Origin of the sequence: Neiella litorisoli (assembly GCF_014773395.1) — a bacterium.
Lineage (GTDB): Bacteria > Pseudomonadota > Gammaproteobacteria > Enterobacterales > Neiellaceae > Neiella > Neiella litorisoli.
On sequence record NZ_JACXAF010000007.1, the window covers coordinates 124,152 to 142,996 of the forward strand.

The window sequence follows — 18,845 nt, forward strand, 5'->3', positions numbered from 1 at the left end:
CCTCTTCGTCTAGCCCGCTTCGTGCGGGCATTTTTTTGGCAAATCCTGTCATTCGCTACCGAATTGTTTCATTTCTATCCTGTTTTGAAAGTTGAAACAAAATAGCGCCAAAAAGAAAACGGTTACAGTTTGTTGGACGTGTCTTTTGCGTTGTTATCGGCTTCCTATAAAGCGCTAATGCTTGACTCAATACCTCATCATGACGTCATCCACAAAACAAGATCGCGAGTTGTCAGCTAGAGGTTTGTATTAAAAAACTAATCACATGCGATAATTTGGAATTTAATTCAATAAAAACAATTTGTTGATTGTTTTTATTGCGATTTTTATGCGCTTCTTGTGATCATTGCTATTGAGTCAGAGTGGCAATGATTTTTATGACTAGTTCAGTCTGTCAGATCGATTTTTCGTGACTCACTTCAAGAAGTCAGGCAACCAAATGATTGCTTAATTGCAACATTGAAACAGTTTGTTTACCTTCACCGTGTTACTACAAAAATCGAAACCGGTTACGCCCAGTTGTTTGAGGTGTTTCCGGTTTTTTAAGGGAAACAAGGTGAACCGGTTCATTTCTTTTGTTTGACTCGGGGGTCAGCAAAAGAAACAACCATGAGGTGGAAAATGAAATTTAATATGAGTGGCAAATCGTCAATTTCGCTGTTATCAGCAGCGTTATTGATGGGGGGCGTCACCGGTTGTGTCGATGGCGGAAGTGCGAATAACAAGGACTTCGAGTACACACCAGAGCAACGTCCTTTAGGCGTATTAGCAGGCGATGATGCTGAGTACGCACCCGGCACAGATATTACCGTGAGCGGTCGTTTGACCGGCACTGTAACAAATGAAACATTACTTTGGACTCAAACGGCAGGTGAACCGCTAGATGGCATTGATTGGACTTCGCCAGAGTTTACTTTTGTTGTTGAATCCGTTGACGGCATCGAAAGCTACGAATTCGAACTGGTCGCGCTCGATGGTGCTGGTGAAGTGGTGACTGACGACGACGGTAACCCATTGATGGATGACATCAAAATTACCGTGTTTGATCCTGATGCAGTAATCACCCTTGAGGCCGAAGAGGCTCGTTTCAGCGCCGAATTAGAAGTGGCGACTCAGGGGCATGAAATGTATGTGCCAGGCGCAAGTGGTGATGCGCACTTATCGGACATGCTGCCAGGTACCGAGGTGGCATTCGATGTCGAGATGGATGCCGAAAAAGCTGGCCTTTATTCGCTGTACTTAAACTACACCATTGGCTCTGGTTACGGTGGCAAGCAAGGCACCTTGAGCGTGAATGGCGTTGAGTACACTTTAGATCTACAAGAAACTGGCACGTGGGAAGAGTTGCGCGTCGGCACCGTCAACTTTGAACAAGGTACCACCGAAGTGATTGTCTGTTGCGGTTGGAACTATTACCGTGTTGACGCCATCAAGCTGGTTCCATCCTCTGGTGAAGCTCCTTTGCTGCCAGTGCCAACCACCTTAGTCAACGACAATGCAACTGATGAAGCCGTTGCATTGATGGAATTCATCGTCGGTAACTATGGTACTAACACCATCACCGGCCAGACCGAATATTCTGATTACGCCAGTGGTAACTCTGGCTTGCGCGATTACCAGCTGGTCGCTGATGCCACCGGCGGAGAAGCGCCTGCAATCGTAGCCTTTGATTACATGGATTACTCCAAGTCGCGTGATGATCATGCTGACAAAGACAAAGGCACTCTGACCGAAGATATGATTGCTGCGCAAGCGGACAAGAATGTGGTGTTGTCTGCTTTGTGGCATTGGGGCGCGCCATCTGGCCAGCCTGACGGTGCTGTGGGCCAGTTCTACGCCCAAAGTAGCAACCATCCGGATGGCACCACCTTTGACTTGGCGGCAACCTTAGCTGACACCTCAAGTGATGACTATGCCGCTCTGATCGCCGACATGGATATCATTGCTGCAGAGTTGAAGAAGCTGCAGGATGCCGGTATTGCCGTGATCTGGCGTCCAATCCACGAAGCTGAAGGCGGCTGGTTCTGGTGGGGCGCGGCGGGCGCAGATGCATACAAAGAATTGTGGGCGCTGATGTTTGATCGCTTCACAACTCACCATGGCTTGAATAACCTGATCTGGACTTACACCTTCACCGACGGCTTGAGCATGGATTGGTACCCAGGTGATGAGTATGTCGATATCGTCGGTTTCGACGGCTATGACTTCCCAGATCATGATCCAAACGTACCATTCGTGGGCCAGTTCAACACTCTGAAACAACACTTCAATGGTAAGAAGCTCATTGCTCTGACTGAAACCGGCGCGGTGCCTAATGTCGAAGTGATGCATGACAACGGCGCTATGTGGTCGTTCTACATTACTTGGAACAGCGATTCTGACTGGAACAACCCTGCGACTATTGGTCCTGCGGCGATGGACCCAGCGGTTATTGCAGAAAATTACAGCTACAGCGCGCTGGTCAACAATGACGACCTACCGGGCGGTATTGAAAAAGCAGGCGCTGGTATGCTCGCAGACTTTGACCACGCTGATGGTTTTGAAGCGCAGGTGAACTGGGGCCCAACCACAGGTTTGGCATACAGCTCTGCTTGGTCGCGCTTTGGCGATAAGTCGATGGGCGTGAGCAAAGACCTCAGCGCGATTGCTGATTTGGGCAACGTGGTATTGCAAACTTACCCAGCTATTGCGACCGAGAGCCCAAGCACTTTGTCATTGACAGCCTATGCCATGAATGCGGGTGCTGACGTCAATGTTCACATGTTTGTCAAAGGCCTTGATGCTGATGGCAACCCTGTTGAGCAATGGCCAGAAGCAACCACCATCAATGGCGAAGCCGTTGAATTGAGCTTGGATATCACTGGCTACACCGAAGTTACCGGTTACGGTGTGCGTTTCCAAAACATGGATGCAACGCAAACTGACGCTAGCTTCTTCATCGATTCAGTGATGCTGGATGGCGAGCTGATTGCTGACTTCGAATCAGTTGAAGGTTATGAAGGTCAAATCAACTGGGGCGGTGCTCCGGGTCTTGCGACCTCAAAAGCATGGTCGAGTTCTGGTGAGCAAGCCATTGCCTTCTTCCGTGATTTGACCGAAGTCGATGGTGCTACCGACGTCATTATTCAAACCTACCCAGAGGGCGGTATTGACGTCAGCATGTATGACTCAATCACAGTTGATGCCACCGCAATGAATGCTGCTGGTGCGCAAGTGATGCTATTCGTCAAAGACCAAGATGATGCTTGGACTGATAGCGGTGCAGTCGATGCGGACAACGCTGAGTTGACCATTGATCTGACCGAAATCGACCACCTGAATGGCTTTGGTATTCGCTTCATTAACTTCGATGCGGCCTCAACGGATGCCAAGTTCTTTGCTGACTACGTGCGCTTCAGTCACGCCGATGGAGACACCACTTACGATGACTTTGAACAGCTCAATGGCTGGGAAGGTCAAGTCAACTGGGCACCAACTGCAGGTTTGACTCCTTCAGAAGACTGGGGTGTGGATGGCACCAACTCGATGAGCTTAGTGAAAGATCTCAGTGCTGAGACTGATCCGGGCAACGTCGTGTTGCAAACCTATCCAGGACTGATTCTGGAAGACGGCCTGACGGCAATCAAACTAACCGCTTATGCCGAAGGTGCCGGTGCTGATGTCAATGTTCACATGTTTGTTAAAGGCATTGATGCCGATGGCAACCCTGCCGAGCAATGGCCAGCCGCAGTGAATGTTGACGGTGCGCCAGTGGAGTTGATGCTCGATATCACCGGCTACCAAGAGATCTCTGGTTACGGCGTTCGCTTCCAAAGTTTGGATGCAACCGCCACTGAAGCCAAGTTCTATGTCGACAGCGTGATGCTTGAAGCATCTGCCGAGTAACAGCAACCAGCAACTAGGAAATTATTCTGTCGGGGGGATGCCATTTGTCCCCTCCTTAATCCCAGGGGAAAGGGCGAGGAAAGCGGACAAGTCCCTCGGCAGAACATCAATGAGGCTTATTAAGATGGCTCAATTAGAGAATAAATTTAAAGTTAGTCTGCTGGCAGCAAGTGTTGTCGCAGTACTATCCATGGCGCCAACCGCATCGGTGGCGGCAGACGTCGCCGCTGACGAAGAAGCGGAAGTGATTCAGGTCCGCGGTATTCGTGGCTCTATGACCAAATCGGTGATGGACAAACGTGCTGCTGACCAAGTTATTGACACTATTACCGCAACCGATATCGGCAAATTGCCTGATACCACCATCGCTGATTCGTTGCAGCGTATTACGGGTGTTTCGATTAACCGCTCCGGTGGTGAAGGCTCGTCGATTAGTGTTCGTGGTACACCTCAGGTGATGACCACATTGAACGGCGAGCAAATGCTTTCGGCCGGTTCAATTACCACCATTCAGCCGAACTTCGATGACATTCCATCAACCATGGTGAATGGTTTGGACGTTATCAAGTCGATGCAAGCGAAGACCATGCACGGCGGCATGTCGGGTGTGGTTAACCTGAAAACGGTTCGCCCTATTGATATGGACGAAGGCCTAACCTTCTTAGCTAAAGCAGCGGTTGCAGACGGCTCGATGGGCGACGACACTGACACCAAATTAGCATTATTCACGTCTTATAACTGGAATAGTGATGTTGCCGCTTACATCAATGTGTCTCGCGACGAGACGCATCTGGCAGATTACACCGTTGGCTCCACCGGCGAAGATTGGGGCTTTAACGCCAGCGAAGCGACCGGCTTTGTGGTTGATGAAGTTGACGCCAATGGCAACGGCACCACCGACGATATTTACTACGCCTTCCAAGGGCACGCCGCTAGCAACAAGTTCATCGAGCGTGAGCGGAACGGGATTAACGGCTCGATTCAGTGGAATGTCACTGACAATCTGCAGCTGACCGGTGATGTGTTCTACACCGACATGGAAGAGTACGAGTACATTGCGGCGTTTAACGCGTCACAAGACTGGTCGGGCGTAACCGGATGGTTCACTCCAGATGCAGACGGCTACACCGCACACGATAACATCGTGCTGAACTCTGAGACTGGCGAGTATGAAACGCTCGACGGTGCGTACAACTCGTTCCATGCTGGCACCATTCAAGCGCGCCGGACCATGTCTCACTCCGAGACCCATTACACCGAGAAAGAAGCGGTTAACACCAACCTGCAGCTTGACTACGATGACGGCGATAAACTCAAAGCTTCGATTCGTTGGGTTCATGGTGAAGCCCGCGAAGATCAGTCTCAAAGTGTGGTCGACTCCTACTTTAACTCGGGTGAGCAGGGCGATCGTTATTACCTCGGTGAAGGTGGTGTGCCGATCAGCCCATCGAACCCATGGGGTTATCAGGGCCAATGGGCGCAGCTACCAGATGGTACGCCGGTTGAAGACTCCCACTATATGATCCCAATTCATGTCCGTTATGGCAGCAAGGTGCATTACACCATGCCAATCATGACGGTGACTGAAGCCGATGGTTCGGTCACCGAGGAGGTGCTGGGTAGCAATGTTGACCGCTACAGCCTGACCTCAACCAACTTACAGGGCTACTACTCGGATGCAGATCTGGATGCCTATCGCTTCGATGTGTCCTATGCCTTTGATTGGGATCACTTGGTATCGGTTGATTTCGGTGCTCGCTACGCTGAACGCGACGTCAAAACCGAAGGTTGGTATGGCGTGATGCCAGCGACCAATGCCTATGGCGACCCATTCTTAGCGCGCTGGAAAGATTCAGAGATTGGTGCGCCGTTCACTGGTGAATCATACATTGCGCCGATTTCATTCAACGATGAAGTGCTGGCTGGCAAAATCAAAGCGATCAATGACTTTGAGGGCACCACTGGCATCGGTTCTTTGTACTTTGTTAATCCGAAGGCAATGAACAACCCAACCAAGTTCCATGAAGAAGTCTATGGTGTGCCGAACTATGAAATGCTCACCAACGCCAATACCTATGACTTAACCGAAGAAACCACCAACTATTACCTGCAAGGTAACTTGGATGGCGAAGTCTTTGATTTGGCTTACACCGGTAACTTTGGTTTCCGCTACGTAAAGACTGAATTCGATATCAACCAATACGAAAGCACGTCTGAAACCACTTATGAGATTGATGGCCAGACATACATTGTGGGTGGCGGTCCGGGGTCACCAAACCCAATCGGTCCTGTGGTGAACACCAAACGTGACTATGACGATTGGCTGCCATCGCTCAACTTGTCACTGGAAATTACCGATGACATGAAGTTACGTGGCGCCTTCACTAAAACTGTGACTACTCACGATGCCTTGAACTTGGCGGGTGGTGTCACCATCAACCGTGACAAGAGCTGTAACGTGACGGCCGCGAATGGCGACACCGTATTCTGTGCCACCGGTGCGAGCCAAACGGGTAACCCATACTTGGATCCATGGCGCTCGAAGAACTATGACATTTCTTGGGAATGGTACTTCGATGATTCTGGCATCTTCAGTGTTGGCGCCTTCTACATGGACATCGAATCGTTCATTAGCCAAGAAACGGTCTACCTGCCACAGCCCGATAGTGATGGCGTAGTGCGTGGTTACGACGTTAACACGGGTGAATTTACCGGCGTCACGCCTACCACCACTAAGTCAAATGGTGACGGCGGTACCATTAAAGGTCTGGAAGTTGGCTATCAGCAGGCCTTTGATTTCTTGCCTGGTATCTGGAGCGGTTTTGGTGTGACAGCGAACTACACCTACTCGCCAAGTGACAGTGACTCGCGAGATTACGATGGCGACGAAATGCCAATCGCGGATAATTCAGAGCACACGTCTAACTTGGCAATCTGGTATGAGAAAGATGGTTTGCAAGCGCGGATCGCGCACAACTATCGCTCTAAGCAGTTCAAGTGGATCGTCAACAAAGCACCGTACTCATTTGCTCGTTGGCAAGACTCGACTCACTATGTTGATGCATCAGTCAGCTATGACTTCAATGAGATCGTCACAGTGATGTTGCAAGGCACTAACTTGTTCGAAGAAGAACAAGAGCAATACCTGCAGTGGAAAGACTTGGTTGATAAGCGTTTCATCAACGAACGTAAGATCCAGTTGGGTGTTCAAGTGCGCCTCTAAGGGCAAGGACGAACAACTCACTTAACCGTTAAGGCCCCGTTTGGGGCCTTTTTTGTCGCTTGTTAGGAGTAAAGGTTGAAAAAGCACGTTTTTATGAGCTCTATCTGGGCGGTTTTCGCTGCACTAACTTTCCTTGGCTGCAGTCCGCATTCATCGCTTAATGCTGCTCCACACTCGCTTATTGATCGTCAGGCTACGCCTCAGACGATCGCTTTGTTTGAGCACATGAGTCAGCTTGCCGAGCAACAGATCATGTTTGGTCACCAAGATGATTTAGCTTATGGCCTGCATTGGTGGAATGAACCAAATCGATCAGATGTTAAAGATGTAGTAGGCGATTATCCGGCTGTTACCGGCTGGGAAATTGGCGGTTTAGAGCTCGGCCACCAAGTCAACATCGACGGTGTCAACTTTGCCAATATGCAAGCTTGGATCAAGCAGGTTTTTCTGCGCGGCGGTATCAATACCATTAGCTGGCATATCCATGATCCTGTGTCAGGCGCAAGTTCGTGGAGTAATCAGTCGCCAGTCGAACAGTTACTACCGGGCGCTAGCCATCATCATCAATTACTCGCTTACCTCGATAGTTTTGTCGCCTTTAACCAGCAATTATTTGTGGTCAATGAGTTTGGTCAGCAAGTCCATATTCCTATTATTTTCCGCCCTTGGCATGAGCATAGTGGAGATTGGTTTTGGTGGGGCAAAGGCAATACCGCGGAGCAGGACTATATCGCGCTGTGGCGCTTTACCGTCCATTATCTGCGCGATGTGAAGCAACAACATAATTTGATCTATGCATACTCGCCGGATCGCAGCCGCCTGCGCGATAGCCATTTTACTGAAGATTATCTGTGGGGCTATCCTGGTGACGACTACGTCGACATTATGGGCATAGACAACTATTGGGATATGCGTGGTGAGATGGACCAACAGTTGGCACAGCAAAAGCTAGCCAGTTTTGTTTTTAGCACCGAGCAGCTGTCGAAGCTCGCGCATCAGCATGGCAAATTGGCGGCGCTAACCGAAGCGGGCTCTGGTCGACTAGAGTATCCGCCGATGTGGACTGAGATATTGCTGACAGGCTTGCAAGCGAATACATGGACCAAACGAATGGCTTATGTGTTGGTGTGGCGTAATAGCAATCTTGATAAGGAACAGCGAGAGCAATTCTTTACCCCGCCACCAGAACATCCATCGGCACCTTATTTTAAGCGCTTCTATCAAGATCCGATGACGCTGTTTAATGCTGATTTACCGCCAATGTACAGGGCTCCTTAGAGCACATTGAGCAGTTGCTGACAATCCATGCACGCCTGCATGGATTGTCAATTGCGGTTACTGGCGCACCGCTGCGGTACTGCCGCGGACAATAAAGTCGTGGGCTAGAACATATTCAGTTTGCTGTGGCGTTTTGCCTGCAATCAGCTCTAGCAACAGCTCAGCAGACTGTTCGCCGATTTGTTCTGCTGGCTGGGCAATGGTCGTGAGTGTCGGACGGCAATAACTGGAAACATCCATGTCGTCAAAACCCGCTACGGAGATGTCTTCAGGTACTCGTAACCCAGCATCGACAAAGCCTTTGATTGCTGAGATGGCCATTTCGTCGTTCATGCAGAAGACCGCCGTGGGGCGCTCCTTCATCTGAATAAATTGTCTGACGGCATTGAGGCCAGAGGCAAAATTAAAGTCACCTTCGACGACCAGTGATGGATCGAAAGTAATTCCTGCTGCCGCTATCGCGCGCTGGTAGCCGGCTATTCGATCTTGGGTGTGGGGGTTATCATTCAAACCACTAATCACACCAATTCGGCGATGTCCAAGGCTGAGCAAGTACTCGATAACTTGCGCGGTAGCGCCTGCGTTATCGATCCGAACCGACGGATATGGGGTGTTCTCACTGCCGGTGGCACTGACTGCGGTGATATCTTGCTGCGGAAGCTGGGAGTCGCTGGTGTAGGGGCGCAAATTGATAATGCCATCGGCGAGGCGTGTTTCGACCATCTTGATGAATTCAGCTTCACGCACGGGTGAGTCTTTGGTATCGCCAAGTAGTACACTGTAGCCGGCATTCTGAGCGACCGCTTCAATGCCGCTGATCACTTTGGCAAAAAACACGTTTGCGATGTCGGGGACGAGCACCACGATGGTATTGGATTGCTTACTACGAAATTTTTGCGACAACATATTGGGCTTGTAGTTAAGCTTTTTAATTGCCGCTTCTACTTTGGCAAGGTTCTTCGGCGAAACTCGTTCAGGGTTGCTTAGTGCTTTGGAAATCGTCCCTGTACTTAACCCGGCTTCTTTTGCAACGTCTCTGATGGTTGCCACTGACACTTATCCTAAATCAACTGCTAACTCGCTATTTCAAACAGAGTAACACTGTCCTGTAACAACTGAAACAGGTGCTTGAATGATAGATTGTGAACCGGTTCACTTGGTTGCTAATTACTAGCAGAAATCACTCTTGTAAGTAAGCTTGAACCAGCCGTTGTAGCGAGGCGAAAGCTAATTCGTTGGGATCAAAGTGACTCTTATCAGCCCACACAGTTTCAATAATTTCACTCGTCTGAAGAGTGAGTTGGGGCTGGTCGTTTAATTTGGCGACAAATAGCGAGTTGAGGGTGTTGTAGCGGACATTCTTATACACGTACTGATTAGCGCCTGATGCGACGTAGCGCCAGTCGTTGATATGGATGCCAAGCTCCTCGAAGATCTCTCGGCTCAGCCCTTGCTCAAGAGACTCTGCTGGGTCGATAAAACCGCCCGGCAAATCAAGTCGACCGGCGAAGGGCTCTTTCGCTCGGCGGGTAAGTAGGATCTTTCCCTGCCATTCAATCAAACCAGCAACGGCAGCAGCCGTGTTGTGGTAGTACTCAAACTGGCAACTTTGACACACATAGCAAGTGCCATGCTTGCGAGCAAATGTTGCCTTGCCGCATTGTGGGCAGTAGGTGGGGCTGAAATCGGTCATAACAGGGATTCTTGAGTGGCGCTACAGAACTGTCTCGACTGTAGCGCCTGTCAACCAAGTTTACTAGTTTGGCAGCGGCAGATCGCTGGGTTGTGCTTGACTGTCTACTTTGACGAAGAAAAAGCGCCGTAAGCCATCGACTGACGCCCAATGCTTCATACTTTGGTTGCCAGTCACTTCAAAGCTAAATTGCTGTATGCCAGTGGTCAGTTCAAGCTCGCCAAGTAACTGCAACTCGGTTTCATCAAGTTGCTTATCGAGCCGTTGTGAATCGAGCTTTAACTTCACTTGGATACCGGCGCTGGCAATGGCTTGGCGTTGCTTGAGGTAGATTCTGTAGCGACCTGCCTGATGCACTTCAATATCGTACAAGGCACCATCGCCAGCATGTTGCAGCTGACTGAGGGTATGGGCTTTGCTGCGCGTATTGCCCCACGTCGCCGATGGTCCAAAAGCATTGACCACAGAAACTTCCGCTTGTTCTAGGGCAATTTGGTAAACCGGTGGTTTATAGCTTTCGGGGCTGTCGATTATGGCTTGGTAGCCGGCCAGCAGATCCGCAGTTAGGCGCTTGGCAAGCTCCGGTTGTTGCAAGTAGATATTGGTTCGCTCTTTTGGGTCGGCTTTCATATCGACCAACACGTAGCCATTGTGTGGGCGAGGGTAACCTGCACGGTCCATCGGTGGGAATTGATGCAACTTGTATTGTTCGGTGCGCCATGCCACCCATTGCTCGCTTGGTTTAATTGCCCGCTTGGCAACGTCATCTACCGGCGTCCATTGGTTAAACAATGACTTTTGGCAAATGACATCATGACTTGCAACCATCACTGGCGTTGGTCGCTCAATGGCTCTGGCCTGTTTTGGTTGTTGTAATGATGCAGCGAAACTGCCGCCATCGAGTGGCAGATTGGCCACTTGCCGTTCAGTACCCGTCAGTTCTAACAGGGTCGGCACGACATCCATGACGCTCGTTAAGTGATGAACCTTGCCCGCCGGAAATTGCCCTTTCCAGCGCACGAACAACGGTGACTTGATACCGTTTTGCCAAGCTTGGCCTTTGTTACCGTTGAGCTGACTCGGATTTCGTTGTTGCCATTCTTGTTGCGTCATGGCGCCCAAGTTACTCGAATCAAACCAAGGGCCATTATCTGATAAGAACAGCACAATGGTGTTGTCTGCCAAGCCGGCTTCATCGAGGTGATGCATCAGGCGACCAATATGGTGGTCCATTTCGCTGATCATGCCATACAGTTGCGCAACCGGTTCGCGCAGGCCTTTTTGGCGGTACGGCTCGACAAACTCATCGGGAGCCAACCACGGTTCGTGCGGCGCAAGAAAACTCAAATAGGCAAAAAACGGCTGCTCTTTATGGTCGTCGATAAAGTCGATGGCGTATTGGGTGATCACGTCGGACACCCAAGCGTCATGCTTTACTGCTTTGCCATTGAGTAACCCCGAACTGTTTTGGTGGACATATAGCTCGGCGTAATAGCCTTGGTCAAAGCCGCGATCCCAAGGGAAGTAGCCCGCCGTTTTGCCAACGTGCCACTTACCCCAAGTGCCAGTGGCGTAGCCATTGTCTTTGAGTAGCTGTGAAATCAGTACTTCATCGAGCTTCATAAAATCACGACCACCGTGAACGCCGGACACGCCAGTTTTGTAATGATGACGACCCGTCAATAGCGCAGCGCGAGTGGTGGAGCAGACCGGTGTTACCTGAAAGTCGGAAAACTGAACGGACTGGGTGGCCAGCTGATCGAGGTGTGGCGTGGTGATCACCGGATTGCCATGTATGGCAAGGTCATCAAACCCCATGTCGTCAGCGGTGATTAAAATAATATTAGGTTGTTTCGCAGCCTGAGTAGGCGAAACAGCCGCCACAAAGGCGGCTGCGAATACCCAGGTAAATGTCACGAGAAACTTCATCATTTACTCCGGTGCTGCAAGGTTAACGCTGTTGCATGTCATCATTAAATTGTTTGATGAGCGCTAAGGTACTGGTATCGGTTGAGAACACTGAGTTCAGCCCTTGAGGCTCTTGCGGTGGATCGCCAGAGAAGTCATCGCCTGCTTGCCATTTGCCTGTGGTCATATCTTTGGCTGGTTTGGCTTCACCACCAAACCCCCAGATGTTGACCCCAGCAAAGGTGCGATCGTCGGTGGCGAGCAGTTCGCCAAACACGCCTTTGAAGAATATATTGCGATAGGTGACGTCAGCATCGCGTTCGAGCTTTTCTTGATTGCGTGGGAAGCCAAACTCAGACAGAACAACCGGCCGTTGTTGTTGCTTCGCGACCGCTAAGTGGCGGGCGATATAATCTTTGGCATTGTCAATGGCGATTTGCGTCGACGCTTGTTCGTTGTTGGGATCGTACCAAGACCAGTTTTTCGGCCACACATGGATAGTCAGATAATCGATATCGGGATTGGCGTGAACCTTTTTCCATTGTTCAATGTCGCGGTAAGTGCCCGCTTCGCCTTCGGCACCGGTCGAAATCAGCTGATTAGGGGCTAAATCATTAATCTGGCTGACAGTACGATTAAGCCAAGCAATGAATGCTGGCGCATGTTCGGCATTGCGAACCCGAGGCTCATTGGCAACTTGCCACGACATAATGGTTGGATCGTCGGTGTATTTGACGCCAGTCACACTGTTGGTGCGGCCAATAATGAAATCAACGTGGTTAGCAAATGCATCCATGCATGGCTCGCAGGAATGGAACTGCATGGTGTAATCCTGAAACTTGTCCCAGTCATAGGGGGGTAAGAACGGGCTAGGAATGTCGCCATAACCATTCCATTCCAAATACTGAGCGAAACCACCGGACCAAATCCAATTGTTGGTTAGATACAGCACCGCGACCATATCGCGCTTGGCCATTTCTGCCAGCAGGAAATCCAACCCTTCAAGTAATGCTTGATCATATTTTCCCTGTTCATATTGCAAGGCTGGATTGACCATGGAATCGGTTTTTCCGCCATCACCGCCGGCGAGAATGCGCAAGTTGGTGATGCCATATTGCTGCATCAAATCGAGTTCGCGGATCATCCGCGCTTTGCCTTCCTCACTGGTACCAAGCAGCGGACCGTACCAGTAGTTAAAGCCAACAAATTGGTAGGGCTTGCCATTGCGAACGAACTCGCCTTGGGCAACGCTGACAAAGGAATCATTGGTCGCCGCGCTTGCGGTGTCTGGCGTGGTCAGTTGGCTTTGGCAGCCTAACTGCGACAAAAGCGCCGCCGTAGCGACAAATTTCAACAGGTGTTTCATCCCAAAATCCTTAATTCGGTGAGGACTGACGGAGACCGGAGCGGTCGAGATAGCGCACTGATTTGGCGAGGGCGACTATCAGGTGATACAGGGTGCTAGCGGGTGCCACATCTGAGCAGATCGCGTTGTTGCCATCGAGCTGATCGACATACGCACCGCGAGTGGCAGGCTCGATGTAATATTGGAACAGCAGTTCGATGGCATCGGCGGCCTTTTGTTCGTAGATGTCCGGCTGCCACTTTGCCAATACCAGGCTGGCTTTGATCAGCTCTGTCATTGGCCAACTGCGTTTGGTGGCGTGGATAATTTCACCTTGTGGGGTGGTGGCGTCATAGATTAAGCCACTGCTCGATTCCTTGCCGATCAACAAGCCATTTTGATAGAGCCGTTGGCAGAAATGTTGCACCTTGACGCCGGTCAGGCTGCTGTACCAGTCCAGTAACCAAACCCATTCGAACATATGGCCGGGTTCAATCACGGTTTGGCCATCGACTAAAGCTGGCTGCCAGTTGTGGTCAAAGAATTCCAATAAAACACCGTCTTTATGATCAAAGAACACCTTGCGGAACAAGGTAAAAATCTCGCCAGCTTTGGCTAGCCAACGGCCATCGCCGCTCGCTTCGTAGAGTGTCATAAAGGCTTCAAACAAATGCATGTGAGGGTTTTGTCGGCGCACCGGCGCGTCATAATCGCCCTCATGCCAGCCGCCGTTATCGGCGGCAAAGTGCTCATCGATGTGGGCCAGCAGGCGCTCGGCGTGGCGGATGTCGATGGTCTGCCGGTAGAGCCGATAGCGGGCACCTGCGGCGAGCAAGTGAAACGCGATATCGTACAAATCTTGTTTGCTATCCGCGGTCTGATTGCTGGCATCGACTAAATGCGCGTAACTGTGTTGATGCTCAGGATGGTGGCCATGAAGCCGAGTAAAGCGCCAGATGTCGCTGACCAAACGGCGATTGCTGCCGGTCCAGCCAAATTCTTCGGCAATACAGAAGCTGAACATTTGCCGAGCCTGAACTCGGATTCGTTTGGCAACCGCTTTGTCTGGCTCTCCGCTAAAGGTCAGGCGTTCGTAGACCGCATTAGTATTGGGTTCGATTGCGGTAGAGGTCCAAAGTGGCAAGGCTTGATCCACCATCCAATGCTGGAATCGATCCACCTGTTGCGCAAGCGTGGCTATTTGCTGCATGTCATCTTCTCTTCAAAAACACTCATTGTCATCGGCCGGTTGGGCTTAATTGGGGCGTAACAATGATAAAAATGTAACCGTTTACGAAATATTGTAAACGGTTACAGTTTCGTTTCAAGATCATTTTCAGATCGACGTGTCAGAGATCACAGGTGTCTCGTGTCTGAGAGGTAGGTAGGGCTCTACTTTATTTCAGTATCTTAGGGTGATGTTAGCCAGTAAAGGGCACTGAGCTTGAACGAACAACAAACTCATACGGCAAGATATAGTCTGATTGGCGTAGCTCTTTGCCTTCGATGAGGCGTAAAAGCATATTCGCTGCTGCTTTGCCGATTTCTTCAGCGGGCTGGGCGATGGTCGTCAGGGCTGGCTCGGCATAGCGCGATACTTCAATGTCATCGAAGCCGATAATCGACATGTCCTCCGGTACTTTAATACCGGCTGCGCGGAAGCCTTTAATGGCACCAATGGCCATTTCATCGTTCATTGACAGAATGGCGGTAGGTCGTTCTTCTGGCGCCAGTCGAATAAAGTGCTGAGCTGCGTTGAGCCCGGACCACATGGTAAATTCGCCTTCGGCAACCCATTCGTCGCAGCACTCGATGCCAGCGTCAGTAAGGGATTGGCGGTAGCCTTTAAGGCGGTCAATGGTGTGGGGGTTTTCAGATAAACCAGTGATCACGCCAATTCGTTTATGACCCAGTGACAGCAGGTAATCGGTTGCTGTTTTTGCCGCGCCAGCATTGTCAATGCGAACGCAAGGGTAAGGAGTGTCTTCACAGCCGGCGGCATTGACCGCAATGATGTCGTCTTTTGGCAGTATTGAATCGCCCTCCCAATAAGGGCGCAATTGAATCACGCCGTCGGCCTGGCGGGTTTCAACCAGTTTCAGGTATTCTTCTTCGCGCTTGCGCTGATCGCGTGTATCACCAAGTAGCACGCCAAACCCGTGCTGCTGCATGACATCCTCAATGCCGCGCACGACAGTGGCAAAGAAGGTGTTGGCCATATTCGGCACCAGCACGACAATAGTAAAAGCGCGGTGACGGCGAAAATTTCGAGCCAGCATATTGGGTTTGTATTGCACTTGCTCGATGGCATCGTGCACTTTTTTTAAGCTTTTCTTTGAAACCGTTTCCGGAGCACTAAGAGCTCTCGACACAGTTGCAATAGAAACGCCTGCAACCTTTGCTACATCACGAATGTTCGACATCTTTTAGCCACCCCTGAGAATACTTTGCTTAGCTCAATTCTGCTCTGTCACTAGCAGAATGTAACATATTACATCGATCTCACAAATTTCAGTTTTGCACTACGGAAAATAGTGGAAATGAAAAATGTAACCGGTTAAGGTTGACGTATTGATTTTGCGAAAGATGCGATAAATATTCATTAAGCTACTGAAAATAATTAATTTAATTTTGTTTTTGTGGATGTTTGATGGATTAGGGTTGAGCGCTGAATTTTGATTTTTGGCCGATCGCTGTTTCATTTTGTTGTGATCGTCTTCACAAAAATAGAGGCAGCCATTCAACCTAGTCGTTGTCGGTCGAGTCGCAGTAGCGCTCGGTTTTTATTTGTTCCGTTTGCCTGGCAGTAGATAGTGATATGACTTCAGCAGAAAACCAGTTAAGAGTGAAAGAAAAAATAGGTTATGGCTTTGGTGACTTTGCCTCATCAATGTTCTGGAAGATGTTTTCGGTCTATCTACTGATCTTCTACACCGATGTGTTTGGCATCTCGGCGGCGGCGGTGGGCACCATGTTCCTGCTGACCAGAATTTGGGACACCGCTAATGACCCCGTGATGGGGGTGATTGCCGACCGAACCAATACCCGTTGGGGCAAGTTTCGGCCTTTCCTGCTGTGGGGCGCAATACCGTTTGCGGTAATTGGGGTGCTGACTTTTACTACTCCTGATTGGTCGCCAACGGCGAAGTTAGCTTATGCCTATGTCACCTATACCCTAATGATGATGGCGTACACGGCGGTTAACGTACCTTACGCCTCTTTACTTGGGGTGATGTCATCGAGCAGTTCAGATCGCACCTCGTTAGCATCATTCCGCATGGTGTTTGCCTTTGCCGGCAGTATCTTTGCGTTTGTCTTGGTCGATCCGTTAACCAACTTTTTCACCAATATGTCAGCCACGCCAGATCCACAGCTGGGTTGGATGATGACCATGATGGTCTATGGCTGTATCGCGGCGTTCTTGTTCTACATGACGTTCTCTTGGACGCGTGAGCGCATAGCACCGCCGGTTGCACAAAAGAGCAACTTGAAAGAGGACTTGAAAAACCTCGCCACCAATAAGCCATGGTTTATTTTGCTCGGCGCCGCTTTATCGACGCTGATCTTCAACAGCATGCGCGATGGCGCGGCCGTGTTCTATTTTAAGTATTTTGTCCAAGCTGATGATCTTGCCATCATGGGCATGACTTTCGGTATGACCACTGCCTATCTGGTACTGGGTCAGGCCGCCAACATTATTGGTGTGGTGCTAGCGCAACCAATTTCCAAGCTCATTGGCAAGCGCAATACCTTTATGGTGGCAATGTTCCTGGCGGCTGGATTAAGCGTGTTTTTCTTCTTTTTAAGCCAAGACCAAATCATGTTGATGTTGGTGTTGCAAGTGCTGATCAGTGCCTGTGCCGGTATCGTTTTCCCATTGCTGTGGTCGATGTATGCCGATATTGCCGATTATTCTGAGTATGAAACGGGCCGCCGCTCGACTGGCCTGATCTTCTCGTCATCGTCTTTCTCGCAAAAAATGGGATGGACCTTGGGCGGCGCGCTAACAGGCTGGACATTGGCGTTCTTCGGTTATGAAGCCAATGCGGAACAAACTGAATTCGCCAAAGAAGGGCTGCGCTATATGGTGAGCTTTTTGCCTGCCATCGGTGCGGCGTTGTCAGGTTTGTTTATGATCTTCTACAAACTCACCGACCATTACATGTTGAAAGTCAGCGAAGAGCTCGATGCTCGCCGCGTCAGTGAGCAATCACCAAACTAATTGTTGAGTATGTGCGCTGGCTCGCCAGCGCGTAAAAAATTTAGATTAAAATGTAAACGGTTACGATTTGGTTGTAACCAATAGCAAAGACAAGTTGAGATACAGAAAATGAGTGATTACAAAGCGTTAGTGAACGAACTGTTTGCCCAGCAAGAAGAGTTGCTGAGCCGAGCCAATGCGCCGCAGGCAAAAAACAATGGCATTTACCAGCGTTGGCAAAATCCGATTGTGACCCGCGCCCATGTGCCAGTGACTTGGCGTTACGACTTAAACCCTGAAACCAATCCATTTTTAATGGAGCGTCAGGGAATTAACGCCACTTTAAATGCTGGAGCCATTTACAAAGACGGCAAATACCTATTGGTGGTTCGGGTCGAAGGGAATGACCGCAAGTCGTTCTTCGCCGTAGCTGAAAGCCCGAACGGCGTGGATAACTTTAAGTTCTGGTCGCATCCAGTGACCATGCCAGAAACCGATCGCCCCGACACTAACGTGTACGACATGCGCTTAACCGCTCATGAAGACGGTTACATTTACGGCTTGTTCTGTACCGAACGCAAAGATGAAACTCAACCCCATGACTTGTCTGCTGCAGAGGCTCAGTGCGGTATCGCGCGTACGAAAGACCTAGTGACTTGGGAGCGCTTGCCTGATCTGATTACTTACTCAGGTCAGCAGCGCAACGTGGTGTTGCATCCTGAATTTGTAGATGGCAAGTACGCACTGTATACCCGCCCGCAAGACGGCTTTATTTCGGTTGGCAGTGGCGGCGGTATTGGCTGGGGCCTAGCTGACAGCATGGAACATGCTGAAATCAAAGAAGAGTTGATTGTCGATGGCAAGGTCTACCACACCATCAAAGAAATCAAAAACGGCCAAGGGCCAGCGCCAATCAAAACCAGTGAGGGCTGGTTGCACTTAGCTCATGGAGTGCGTAACACCGCCGCTGGTTTGCGCTATGTGCTGTATATGTTCATGACCGATTTAGATCAGCCTTGGAAAGTAACGCACATGCCTGCCGGTCATTTCATCGCTCCAGAAGGTGCGGAACGGGTTGGCGACGTGTCGAACGTGACCTTTGCCAATGGTTGGGTCGTTAACGAAAACAATGAAGTGTTTATCTACTACGCATCATCAGACACTCGGATGCATGTTGCGACTTCAACCGTTGATCAGTTGATCGACTATTGCAAAAACACGCCGGAAGATGGGCTTCGTTCAGCTACGTCGGTGATTGAGCGCAATAAGCTGATCGATGCCAACTTGGCATTTCTGAAAAGCGGAGCCTGAT

11 protein-coding genes are annotated in these 18,845 nt (G+C 50.1%); 5 read left to right on the forward strand and 6 right to left on the reverse strand.

Annotated elements, in window-relative coordinates; genetic code table 11:
- The first annotated feature begins 621 nt into the window (after positions 1-621).
- From IC617_RS06875 to IC617_RS06885, 3 genes are all read left to right on the forward strand, one after another.
- Complete coding sequence (locus tag IC617_RS06875; RefSeq protein WP_191144249.1) at positions 622-3,885, forward strand: glycosyl hydrolase; 3,264 nt, start codon at positions 622-624, stop codon at positions 3,883-3,885.
- 124 nt (positions 3,886-4,009) lie between these two features.
- Positions 4,010-7,108 (forward strand): TonB-dependent receptor, encoded by a 3,099-nt coding sequence (locus tag IC617_RS06880; RefSeq protein ID WP_191144250.1) that lies wholly within the window; start codon positions 4,010-4,012, stop codon positions 7,106-7,108.
- Positions 7,109-7,201: 93 nt separating this feature from the next.
- Entirely contained in the window at positions 7,202-8,386 is a 1,185-nt protein-coding gene (locus tag IC617_RS06885; RefSeq protein WP_191144251.1) for a glycoside hydrolase family 26 protein, read from the forward strand.
- Between the two features lie 57 nt (positions 8,387-8,443).
- Here IC617_RS06885 and IC617_RS06890 read toward each other — a convergent pair whose 3' ends face one another.
- The 6 genes from IC617_RS06890 to IC617_RS06915 all read right to left on the reverse strand — a co-directional run bounded on the left by IC617_RS06890 (position 8,444) and on the right by IC617_RS06915 (position 15,755).
- Positions 8,444-9,436, reverse strand: a complete 993-nt coding sequence (locus tag IC617_RS06890) for a LacI family DNA-binding transcriptional regulator (RefSeq protein ID WP_191144252.1) — start codon at positions 9,434-9,436, stop codon at positions 8,444-8,446.
- A gap of 130 nt (positions 9,437-9,566) precedes the next feature.
- Positions 9,567-10,079: an NUDIX domain-containing protein gene (locus tag IC617_RS06895; protein WP_191144253.1), complete on the reverse strand. Its 513-nt coding sequence runs from the start codon at positions 10,077-10,079 to the stop codon at positions 9,567-9,569.
- 63 nt (positions 10,080-10,142) lie between these two features.
- On the reverse strand, positions 10,143-12,011 hold the full coding sequence (locus tag IC617_RS06900; protein WP_191144254.1) for a sulfatase-like hydrolase/transferase: 1,869 nt from the start codon (positions 12,009-12,011) through the stop codon (positions 10,143-10,145).
- A 19-nt stretch (positions 12,012-12,030) separates the two neighbouring features.
- A complete protein-coding gene (locus tag IC617_RS06905; protein WP_191144255.1) occupies positions 12,031-13,353 on the reverse strand; it encodes a glycoside hydrolase 5 family protein in 1,323 nt (440 codons plus the stop codon).
- Positions 13,354-13,363: 10 nt separating this feature from the next.
- Positions 13,364-14,542 carry an AGE family epimerase/isomerase gene (locus IC617_RS06910; protein ID WP_224745859.1) on the reverse strand — a complete coding sequence of 393 codons (1,179 nt, stop codon included), beginning with the start codon at positions 14,540-14,542 and terminating at the stop codon, positions 13,364-13,366.
- Positions 14,543-14,753: 211 nt separating this feature from the next.
- Entirely contained in the window at positions 14,754-15,755 is a 1,002-nt protein-coding gene (locus tag IC617_RS06915; RefSeq protein WP_191144256.1) for a LacI family DNA-binding transcriptional regulator, read from the reverse strand.
- Positions 15,756-16,150: 395 nt separating this feature from the next.
- Between IC617_RS06915 and IC617_RS06920 the strand changes: the two genes are divergently transcribed.
- Both IC617_RS06920 and IC617_RS06925 read left to right on the forward strand, forming a co-directional pair.
- Entirely contained in the window at positions 16,151-17,554 is a 1,404-nt protein-coding gene (locus IC617_RS06920; protein WP_191144257.1) for an MFS transporter, read from the forward strand.
- 108 nt (positions 17,555-17,662) lie between these two features.
- Complete coding sequence (locus IC617_RS06925) at positions 17,663-18,844, forward strand: glycoside hydrolase family 130 protein (protein WP_191144258.1); 1,182 nt, start codon at positions 17,663-17,665, stop codon at positions 18,842-18,844.
- Position 18,845 lies beyond the last annotated feature (1 nt).